At 42.8% G+C, this 10,517-nt stretch carries 11 protein-coding genes; 3 read left to right on the top strand and 8 right to left on the bottom strand.

The window, feature by feature from the left end; all coding sequences use genetic code 11:
• A partial coding sequence (locus tag G396_RS12185) for a transposase (RefSeq protein WP_155857459.1) occupies positions 1-342 on the top strand: 342 nt, incomplete at its 5' end.
• On the opposite strand, the gene G396_RS0109445 is transcribed toward G396_RS12185, so the two are convergent.
• Positions 322-1,116 carry a hypothetical protein gene (locus G396_RS0109445; protein ID WP_051221278.1) on the bottom strand — a complete coding sequence of 265 codons (795 nt, stop codon included), beginning with the start codon at positions 1,114-1,116 and terminating at the stop codon, positions 322-324. The genes G396_RS12185 and G396_RS0109445 overlap by 21 nt on opposite strands.
• 242 nt (positions 1,117-1,358) lie before the next feature.
• On the opposite strand from G396_RS0109445, the gene G396_RS0109440 reads away from it, so the two are divergent.
• Together G396_RS0109440 and G396_RS0109435 are read left to right on the top strand one after the other, a co-directional pair.
• Positions 1,359-2,546 (top strand): glycine C-acetyltransferase, encoded by a 1,188-nt coding sequence (locus G396_RS0109440; RefSeq protein ID WP_028125835.1) that lies wholly within the window; start codon positions 1,359-1,361, stop codon positions 2,544-2,546.
• Positions 2,547-2,556: 10 nt separating this feature from the next.
• Positions 2,557-3,531, top strand: coding sequence for an L-threonine 3-dehydrogenase (locus G396_RS0109435; RefSeq protein ID WP_028125834.1), 975 nt, complete (start codon positions 2,557-2,559; stop codon positions 3,529-3,531).
• A 73-nt stretch (positions 3,532-3,604) separates the two neighbouring features.
• Here the strand turns inward: G396_RS0109435 and G396_RS0109430 are convergent, their stop codons facing one another.
• The 7 genes from G396_RS0109430 to grpE all read right to left on the bottom strand — a co-directional run bounded on the left by G396_RS0109430 (position 3,605) and on the right by grpE (position 10,503).
• Entirely contained in the window at positions 3,605-3,877 is a 273-nt protein-coding gene (locus G396_RS0109430) for a chorismate mutase (protein ID WP_028125833.1), read from the bottom strand.
• Between the two features lie 112 nt (positions 3,878-3,989).
• Positions 3,990-4,289 (bottom strand): hypothetical protein, encoded by a 300-nt coding sequence (locus G396_RS0109425; protein ID WP_028125832.1) that lies wholly within the window; start codon positions 4,287-4,289, stop codon positions 3,990-3,992.
• Positions 4,286-5,575: a peptidase U32 family protein gene (locus G396_RS10735; protein WP_034908028.1), complete on the bottom strand. Its 1,290-nt coding sequence runs from the start codon at positions 5,573-5,575 to the stop codon at positions 4,286-4,288. Before G396_RS10735 ends, G396_RS0109425 begins: the two co-directional genes overlap by 4 nt.
• Before the next feature lie 9 nt (positions 5,576-5,584).
• Complete coding sequence (locus tag G396_RS0109415) at positions 5,585-6,505, bottom strand: peptidase U32 family protein (RefSeq protein WP_028125831.1); 921 nt, start codon at positions 6,503-6,505, stop codon at positions 5,585-5,587.
• Between the two features lie 245 nt (positions 6,506-6,750).
• Positions 6,751-7,899, bottom strand: a complete 1,149-nt coding sequence (gene dnaJ / locus G396_RS0109410; protein WP_028125830.1) for a molecular chaperone DnaJ — start codon at positions 7,897-7,899, stop codon at positions 6,751-6,753.
• Positions 7,900-8,017: 118 nt separating this feature from the next.
• A complete protein-coding gene (gene dnaK, locus G396_RS0109405; RefSeq protein WP_006418707.1) occupies positions 8,018-9,859 on the bottom strand; it encodes a molecular chaperone DnaK in 1,842 nt (613 codons plus the stop codon).
• A 20-nt stretch (positions 9,860-9,879) separates the two neighbouring features.
• A complete protein-coding gene (gene grpE, locus G396_RS0109400; RefSeq protein ID WP_006418694.1) occupies positions 9,880-10,503 on the bottom strand; it encodes a nucleotide exchange factor GrpE in 624 nt (207 codons plus the stop codon).
• Positions 10,504-10,517 lie beyond the last annotated feature (14 nt).

The following is a 10,517-nucleotide window of genomic DNA, read 5'->3' as shown; positions in this document are numbered from 1 at the left end:
AGCGATTCAGGTTGCCAACTATATGCTCAACGTAAAATAGAAGTTGAGCCTGTTTTTGGTCAAATGAAGCGCAATTTTGGTGTACGAAGAGTTCATGTAAGAGGAAAAATTGGGGTTTCAAATGATATTGGAATCCTGTTAATGGCAATGAATTTAACCAGATTAGCAGAAATGATAAGAAGAAAAGGAAGGGGACCTCTTTTCTTTTCTTATATTTTATTAAAATTAATAAAAACCGAGAAACATCTCATCTTTTTGAAATGTTTGTCGGTTATTTTTGAGACTTTTTGCCCAGCCTCTTTTCTTTACTTGATTATATTTTTACTTGAATCGCGTTGCTAAACCTTTAAAGCCATGTCTTACCCGCAAGGCTGGTAGGGAAATATTTAATTTAAAAATCTGGTTGGTAGCCCAGATAAAGAAGAAAAAGACTAAAATTGGAATCACACAGGTTGAGACAATCAAGACCGCCACTGAATCAACCATGTTACCAAGTGCATCCTCAAATTGTTTTAATAAATCGGTCGATGCACTTGTAATTTTTTCAAAAATATTTTTATCTTCATTAGCTTGAGCCTGGTTAGTGGCAGACTGTGCTGAGTCGATACTTTGTTGAATCGTGGTATCATAAGAAGCCTCAATTTGATCAGTCAAATAAATTGATCCTGGAATAATTGCAAAGACTAAGCCGGCCATGATTAAGACTTTAAGGGCCACTTGTTTAACCGATTCACGGTTGATAAATTGACTCACACCTAAAAGCGTCAAAGCAATTGGCATCAGCCACCTAAAAGCTAAATTACCCGTAATCGACAAGAGATACTTTTGCACCCAAATCCCACCAAAAACAATCAATAAGTAGTCGGCAATATCCGCAATATTCTCAGCTAAAGGACCGCCCACATCTCCAGGTAACAAAGTGATTGTTGTTGACGTTGTACCTGACAAAGCGGTTAGGGTCAAGACAGTATCCTTTTTCTCATCCAAAGCCGTTACAGCCGTTTGGTTAATTTCATTTACCTTTTCTGACTGGGACACCACCGCAAAAGAAAACCATGCCAGTCCTAAACAAATAGCTAAAATAATAAACTTTTTATATTTTTCAATTATTTCCATTCTTTTCCTCCCTTAATACATACAATAATGGACATTAATATCTTAACAAAATAAGGACTACTTGAACTCCGCCTCAAGTCTGACCCAGTCAATTACCTATAATCAAGCTTACTTTATCAAGTAAATAAATACTTCTCATGAAAATTTTATGAAAATTCGGCGATTTCTAATTGGTCATCGGTTGTAAGGGTATCCAAGGAAACGTATAATAAGAGTGACTTGTAAATAAAGGAGGCTCATTCATGAGTAAATTATTGAAAGATTATCTCGCAAAATCCCTGCAAGATAAAAAAGACCGTGGGCTTTATAACGAAATCCAAATCCTAGACGGAGCCAATGGTCCCATGATTCAAATTAAAGGCCAGGAATTAGTGAACCTGTCTTCTAACAACTATTTAGGCCTAGCAACCGATGACCGGCTTATCAAAGCCAGTCAAACTGCTGCGGACCAATACGGCGTGGGCGCGGGTGCAGTCCGGACCATCAACGGGACTCAACGGATCCACCAAGAACTTGAAGAAGCGATTGCCAAGTTCAAAGGTACTGAAGCAGCGATTGCCTTCCAATCTGGTTTCAACTGTAATATGGGTGCCATCTCAGCCGTGATGGACAAAAACGATGCCATCCTTTCAGACGAATTAAACCATGCTTCTATTATTGATGGTTGCCGCTTATCTGGCGCTAAGATTATCCGGATAAAACACTCTGATATGGCTGACCTCAGAGCCAAGGCTAAAGAAGCTAGTGAATCTGGCCTTTATAATAAAATCATGTACATCACCGATGGTGTCTTTTCCATGGATGGCGACGTAGCCAAACTCCCTGAAATCGTGGAAATTGCCAAAGAATTCGACTTAATTACCTATGTGGATGATGCTCATGGGTCTGGCGTTATGGGTCAAGGGGCTGGAACAGTTAAACACTTCGGTTTGGCTAAAGAAATTGACTTCCAAATCGGAACCTTATCAAAAGCCATTGGCGTGGTCGGTGGTTATGTGGCTGGTTCCAAAGACTTGATTGACTGGCTCAAAGTTGCGGCCCGTCCTTTCTTATTTTCTACTTCTTTAACCCCTTCCGATGCGGCTGCCGCTAAAGAAGCCATTACTATTATGACCCAATCGACTGAATTAAATGAGAAATTATGGCAAAACGCAGCCTACCTCAAAGAAAAATTAGCCGCTCTTGGTTTTAATACTGGCCATTCTGAAACCCCAATTACCCCTGTGATTGTGGGTGATGAAAATCTTACCCAAAAATTCACCAAACGACTCTACGAAGAAGGCGTCTACGCTAAATCCATCGTCTTCCCAACTGTTCCCCTAGGAACCGGTCGGCTACGGAATATGCCGACCGCAGCTCATACCCAAGCTATGCTTGATCAAGCTGTGGATGCCTATGAAAAAGTCGGCCGTGAACTAGGCATTATCTAGGAGGTGCCCAATGGAACGTATCTTAGTTACCGGAGCCTTAGGTCAAATTGGTTCCGAATTAGTGAATAAACTCTGCCAAGACTATGGGCCCGAAAATATCGTTCCCACTGACTTACGTTACCTTGAAAATAATCCTATTTGCCAACATCCTAATTTTAGGACCTTGGATGTGATGGATGGTGACAAATTCTTAAGCTTGGCCCAAGAATTCCAAGTGGATACCGTCATGCATTTAGCTGCCCTATTATCGGCAGTGGCTGAGGAAAAACCACAAATAGCTTGGTCCCTCAATATGGGCGGCCTGGTCAATGCCTTAGAAGTAGCCCGTCAATTGAAGCTCCAGTTCTTTACCCCGTCTTCGATTGGTTCTTTTGGTCCATCGACACCTAAAGATGACACGCCTCAAGATACTTTACAACGGCCTACTACCATGTATGGCGTGACCAAGGTATCGGGCGAACTCTTGTGTGATTACTACCACCATCGTTTTGGTGTGGATACCCGAGGCGTCCGCTTCCCAGGTTTAATTTCTTATGTAACCCCACCAGGGGGCGGCACCACTGACTATGCTGTGGATATTTACTACAAGGCAGTCATCGATGGTTCCTATACTTCCTTCATTGCCCCAGGCACCAAGATGGATATGATGTATATGCCGGATGCCCTCCAAGCCATTGTCGACTTGATGGAAGTACCGGAACACCAATTAAGCCACCGCAACGCCTTTAATATCTCAGCCATGAGCTTTGAACCGGAAGAAATTGCCGCATCCATCCGCAAGTACTTGCCTAACTTTGTCATGGATTACGATGTGGACCCAGTTCGTCAAGCCATTGCAGATTCTTGGCCGAATAGGCTGGATTATTCGGCAGCTGAAACCGAATGGGGCTTTGAGGCCCACTATGACTTGGATAAGATGACCCAAGACATGCTGGCCAAATTAAGCCAACGTTTTAACCTATCTGATAAATTTCAATTGAATTAATTTATAAAAATAAGAAAAGCCAGTCAAACTAGGAATTACATTCCCAGCTTGACTGACTTTTTACTTTATTATTCTATTTCTGATGATCTAACCACTGACTCTGATAAGCCCGTGACTGCGCCATCATAGTCTGATAAAGTTCTGTCAGATAAGGAGCTAATTCGGGATTATTTAATTTGCCCCTAACCTTTTCAATCACCAAATGTTCTCGACTGGAATCGAGCACTGGTAAGTCATGGTCTAATTTATACTGGGCGACTTGCAAGACCGTTTCCATTCTAGCCTCAAAGAGCGCTACAATTTCTTGGTCAATCTGGTCAATTCTTTGTCTTTCTGCTTCTAACATAAGTACCTCCTAAAATAATAATTGAGCTAAAGGATAAAAGATGAATGTACTTGCTAAGATGGCTAAGATCAAGTAAACCGTTTCAGTAAAGTCATTTGACTCAGGGCGTAGGTTACAATAAAGGTGAAGAAAAGAAAAGCAAAGGTGGTACTGCCCAAAGACAGACTGGCTGCCTTAGCAACCCCACCTGGGGAATAAGACCCAAGGCCAAGATGGCTAGTAAGGAAGACCAGTCCGTCGCCACAAAAATCCACAAAAGGACCGAAGCCACAAAGGTCGCTAGCACCATAACAGTAGCCCCATTGACCTGACTTAAGTGAAGAAAGCTAGCCAGGTAAAGCAGGCTCAAGCCATAAATTAAAAGCGCTAAAATAAGGGCTATTTTGACTGAGAGCTTATCTTGCTGGCTCATAGACGACTGGCCACCCTTTGCCGGGGCCGGGTTTTGACTTTGATTTCTGGTTTTTCCTTCCGAATCATATCGTTGACTTGGACGGGATGATTGACCTTAAAGCGGACAGTCATCATGGCGTGACGCGCCACCTCAATTTCATTGCCATCTTCATCCCACATTTGACTCAGAACTTGTTCAAAGTGACGCATGCCAGGGCCATAGAATTCAATGATATCTCCCACCTTGAAATTATTCCGTTGTTGGATGGTGGCCATTTGGGTTTCAGGGTCATAGCCTAGGACTTGGCCGACAAAGGCATAGCCAGGAATCCGGCGCCGTTGACCGAAGAGTTGTTCATTTTCACTGGGAATACCGTAATAGAAGCCAGAAGCCAATTCTCGTTGGGCCGCCTTCCAGAGTTCATCGACCCATTCTTGTTTCAAGACATAGTGCTCTGGGTCAGCACAATAAGCATCAACCGCGGCCCGGTAAACATTACACACAGTAGAAACGTAATGGATAGACTTCATCCGACCTTCAATCTTAAGGCTATCGACACCTGCTTCGATAAGGTCAGGGATATGATGGATCATAGACATATCCACTGAAGACATTGAGAAGGGTTCCCAATCAGGGTCTTTTTCGCCATGGCTAATAAAATTCCGGTTACCATCAAAATCCATATCAAAGAGGCCATATTTCCAACGACAAGATTGGCAACAACCGCCCCGGTTAGCATCCCGCCGTTCCATATGGTTGGAGAGAACACAACGACCAGAATAAGAAATACACATAGCCCCGTGAATAAAGGCTTCAATTTCTACATCGACATGCTGTTGCATTTCCATAATTTCAGCCATGGATACTTCCCGGGCTAAGACAACTCGTTCCAAGCCTTCTTCTGCCCAGAAGTTGAGCGTTTCATAATTAGCGGCCGAAGCTTGGGTTGATAAGTGAATCGGTAAGTTAGGTGCTGCTTCAGCACAGATAGCGATTAAGGCTGGGTCGGAGACAATGACCGCATCCACACCCAATTCATATAGTTTTTGGAAGAAACGATCGGCCCCTTCTTCATCTCCTTCATGGGTTACCATATTAGCGGTGATATAAACCTTGGCGCCTCGTTCATGGGCAAACTGCACCCCTTCATCAATTTCATCATATCCGAAGTTGCCCGCCCGTGACCGGAGACCATAGGCTTCACCACCAATAAAGACAGCATCGGCTCCATAAATGACGGCAGTTTTTAATTTTTCTAGGGTACCTGCAGGTGCAAGAACCTCAGGTTTTTTTAATTGTTTCATTGTTACCTCCTATTTGACATAATCCGGATCGTATAAGTAGAAGCCAGTGTCTAAGTCGCGTTGGGGTGGATGTAAGGCTCGGACAGCATTTTCTAAAACTTGACCCTCTTCAGGAGTCCAAGCCCCCGCATCAACCTTGTCCCGGGCTTGGGCAAAAAGTTCAGCCACTGCCACAAAGTTATCGCCCGGGGCAAAAAGCCCTTCCAGCTTCCAGACGCCAATCGGCATATCTTTTAATTCTTGCAAGTGTTGGGCTAAGAGCACATCATTATTGGCAAAAATATGGGTACCATTGTAATCCTCATAGATAGAAAAATGAGAGTCTGGTTTCTTGGGTTCAGAGATAAAAAGGCCCCGGTCTTTGATCACTTCTTGGCTTTCTTTAATATAGTTAAAGTAATTCTGCAAGAGGGGTCGGCGAGACTGATGGATACAAGTTGCACCATAAACTAGAAATTCTAAGGGGATTTTGACCTTGGGTGCCAATTTCTCCAAGGAAGCCCGCGGCACTTCCCGCGCTACCACTGCTTCAATCGCACCGCGTTCAGCCCAGAAATTGATCTGGCGACTGGAAGTCACTAACACTTGTGCATCATAACGGTAAGGCAGTTGATACTTGGGGTCCTTCATAATTTGGATTACCCCTGGGTCGCCTACCGAAATAGAATCGACTCCGATTTCTTTGAGGAATAATAAATAGTCTGGTACAGCTTCAAGCCCTTCATTATGGAAAATAGCATTGACGGCAATCGATACCTTTTTTCCGGCGGCATGGGCCATATCCGTTAAAGTCGCTTGGTCTTCCCGGCTGAAAGAATAAGGCAGCCGTAAACCAAATTGATCTTGACCAAAATAAAGGATATCCACCCCAGCCTCTAGTAATTTTTTTCCTTGGTCGAGCGACTCGACCGTCGCAATTAGTTGTGTCATAGGTCACCTCATGTTGATAGTTTCACATAAATATCCAAAAAAATAGCCTAACTGACTCAAAGTCAATTAGGCAGGTGCTCGTCTTGACTATTGAGACAATAATCATAACCCACCTTGCACCTGGGTTTGTTTGAAATTTTACACATTCATTCTATCACAGACAATCTATTTGTCAAAGGCAAGTTAAAAATAAAAAGCTTGGGTCCTTTACCTTTAGCTAGGACCCAAACTTTTTAACAGTCTAATTATTTGTCATCAAATATATCTTTCATCCGATCGAAAAAGCCCTTATCTTGGACCTTAACCGACTGGTTTGCTTCTTTAGCTAATTCCTTAAATAAGTGTTTTTCTCGGTCAGATAATTTCTTCGGTGTCATGACCTTAACGGTCACATGTTGGTCCCCAACATGGTTTCCACGGACCGAAGGTGCCCCCTTACCTCTTAGACGGAAGCTGGTTCCCGTTTGGGTACCCGCAGGGACTTTCAATTTAACCTTGCCTGATACCGTAGGGACTTCAATTTCATCCCCCAAGGCTGCTTGGGCAAAGGAGATTGGTAAGTCTAAATAGACTTCTGTGCCTTGACGTTTAAAGATTTTACTTTCAGCGACCCGGAAGATAACATATAAGTCACCATAAGGGCCACCATTTTTACCCGCTTCCCCTTGACCGGTTAGGCGAATTTGTTGGTCAGTTTCCACACCGGCAGGTACGGTAATTTTAACTGTATGTTGTTGGCTTTCAATACCAGATCCATGACAGGTTGGACATTTTTCTTTAATTTCTTTACCCGTACCACCACAGACATCGCAGACCCGTTGAGTCATGACCCGGCCAAATGGAGTATTTTGTTCCACTTGGATGGTACCGCGGCCGCGACACTTAGAACACGTTTGAGCATGAGTTCCTGGTTTAGCCCCGTCACCATGACATGTATGACATTCTTCATTCCGATTATAGGTAATGGTTGTTTCTTTACCAGCAATCGCTTCTTCAAAGGTTAAGTCCACCCGGTATTGCAAGTCTTCACCTCGGCGAGGTGCATTTGGATTCCGGCTTGCACCGCCCCCACCAAAGAATGATTCAAAGATATCATCAAAACCAGTAAAGGATCCACCAGAGAAACCACCGCCGCCGAAGCCACCAAAGCCACCGGCACCAAAGTTAGGATCGGTTGAAGCATGTCCATATTGGTCATAAGCCGCCCGTTTTTGACTATCTGATAAGATTTCATAAGCTTCAGAAATTTCTTTAAATTTTTCTTCGGCGCCTGCTTCTTTATTAATATCAGGGTGATATTTTTTGGATAGTTTACGGTAGGCCTTTTTTATTTCTGCGTCCGACGCATCGCGGGACACGCCTAAGACTTCATAATAATCACGTTTATCAGCCATATTGACCTCCTTCTTTCTAACAATTCTAGTCTATTTTACCAAAGAGAGTGGGACAAGCAAGCTTTTGCCAGGCAAAAACCTTTGTCGTCCCACCCTTGGTAAGAGCTAAACTAAATTATTAGTTATTATCGTCCATTTCTTCAAACTCAGCATCAACGACTGTGTCATCAGAATCAGAGGCACTTGCATCTGCGTTACCACCATCTGCTTGGGCGGCTTGTTGCGCAGCAGCTGCTTGTTCATATAACTTAACAGAAAGATTTTGGACAACTTCAGATAATTTATCGCGTTTTTCTTTCATTTGTTCTAGGTCATTGGCTTCAACCGCAGCCTTCAATTCATCACGGGCTTCTTCTGCTTTCTTGACTTCATCTTCAGAAACTTTACCTTCTAACTCAGAGAGGGTCTTAGTTGTAGTGAAGATTAATTGGTCAACTTCATTTCTTAAGTCAGCTTCTTCACGACGAGCCTTGTCAGATTCAGCATTGGCTTCAGCATCTTTAACCATACGATCAATTTCTTCATCACTTAAACCGGTAGAAGATTTAATGGTGATGGATTGTTCTTTTTGGGTACCTAAGTCTTTAGCAGATACATTCACAATACCGTTCTTATCGATATCGAAGGTTACTTCGATTTGAGGAATACCACGTGGTGCGGCAGGAATATCAGTTAATTGGAAACGACCTAAGGTCTTATTATCAGCTGCCATTTCACGTTCACCTTGTAAAACGTGAACATCAACAGCTGGTTGATTATCCGCAGCAGTTGAGAAGATTTGGGACTTGCTGGTTGGGATAGTCGTGTTACGATCGATTAATTTGGTGAAGATACCACCCATCGTTTCAATACCTAAAGATAATGGAGTCACGTCAAGTAAGACGATATCTTTCACATCACCAGAGATAACCCCACCTTGGATGGCAGCACCCATGGCAACTACTTCATCTGGGTTAACTGATTTGTTAGGTTCTTTACCAGTTTCTTTACGAACGGCTTCAACCACAGCTGGGATACGGGTTGAACCTCCGACTAAGATAACTTGGTCAATTTCATTTTGGCCTAAACCTGCATCTTTAAGGGCTTGGCGAACAGGAGCCTTAGTCCGATCAACTAAATCAGCGGTTAATTCATCGAATTTAGCGCGGCTCAAGCTAGTTTCCATATGTAATGGGCCAGCATTTGAAGCTGTGATAAATGGTAAGGAAATTTGAGTTTGAGTGACACCAGATAAGTCTTTTTTAGCTTTTTCAGCGGCATCTTTCAAACGTTGCATAGCCATTTTATCAGTTGATAAGTCAATGCCGTTTTCTTTCTTAAACTCAGCCACTAAGTAATCAATAATCTTGTTATCAAAGTCGTCCCCACCTAGATGGTTATCACCAGCGGTAGAAAGGACATCGAAGACTCCATCGCCTAATTCAAGGATAGATACGTCGAAGGTACCGCCACCCAAGTCAAAGACTAAGATTTTTTCTTCTTGTTCAGTTTTATCAAGACCATAAGCCAAAGCTGCGGCAGTTGGTTCGTTGACAATCCGTTCAACTTCTAAACCAGCAATCTTACCAGCATCTTTAGTGGCTTGACGTTGTGCGTCATTGAAGTAAGCAGGTACGGTAATAACCGCTTGAGTGACTTTGTCACCTAGATAATCTTCAGCATAAGATTTTAAATATTGTAAAATCATGGCTGAGATTTCTTGAGGAGTATAAGATTTACCATTGGCTTCAACCTTGTGGTCTTCACCCATGTAACGTTTAATGGAAGAAACAGTATCCATGTTGGTTACTGCTTGACGTTTTGCTACTTCACCAACTTGGATTTCACCATTTTTGAATGCAACAACAGAAGGAGTCGTACGGTTACCTTCTGGGTTTGGAATAATTTTAGCTTCGCCACCTTCAAGGACAGCGACTGCAGAGTTTGTTGTACCTAAGTCAATACCAATAATTTTTGCCATAATATAATCTCTCCTTTTTATTATTGTGCTACGATAACCATGGCTGGACGTAATACACGTTCGTTTAATTCATAACCTTTTTGTAAAACTTGAATGACCGTTTGACTCTCCTGTCCTTCTTGTCCAGGCATCATTGAAACTGCTTGGTGGAAGTTAGGGTCAAAGGGTTGATTCAAGGGGTCAATCACATGAATATTTTCTTTATCAAAAGCTTCCAACAACTGTTTGTGGGCGATTTCCACACCCTTAATAATTTGTTGGCCTTCTTCTGACTCAGTTTCTAAAGCCAAGGCACGTTCCAGGTTATCAATACCTTCTAAGAGTGCTTGGGCTAAGTTCTGTGATCTGAACTTAGCGGCATCTTGCCGTTCTCGGACATTAATCCGTTTCATATTGGCAATTTCTGCTTGAAGTCGAAGAATCTTATCTTCTAACCCAGCTTTTTCATTTTCTAAGTCTTGGACTTGAGCTTGTAAATCAGCGACAGGATCTGAATCACTTGCTTGGTCTGCATCAGTTTCCTCTGGAGTTTCTACCCCAGGAGCCTCCGCGTCAAGTTTTGCTTCAGTTTCTTCTGCCTGTGTTATTACTTCTATTTCTTCAGTATTTTTTACAGTTTCTTTATTTTCTTCTGCTTGTGTCATGGAATCCCTCCTTT

Source organism: Eremococcus coleocola DSM 15696, assembly GCF_000428865.1.
In the GTDB taxonomy this organism is placed as follows: Bacteria; Bacillota; Bacilli; order Lactobacillales; family Aerococcaceae; genus Eremococcus; species Eremococcus coleocola.
The sequence above is the reverse complement of the archived record's forward strand: the minus strand, read 5'-3'. Positions and strand labels throughout refer to the sequence as shown.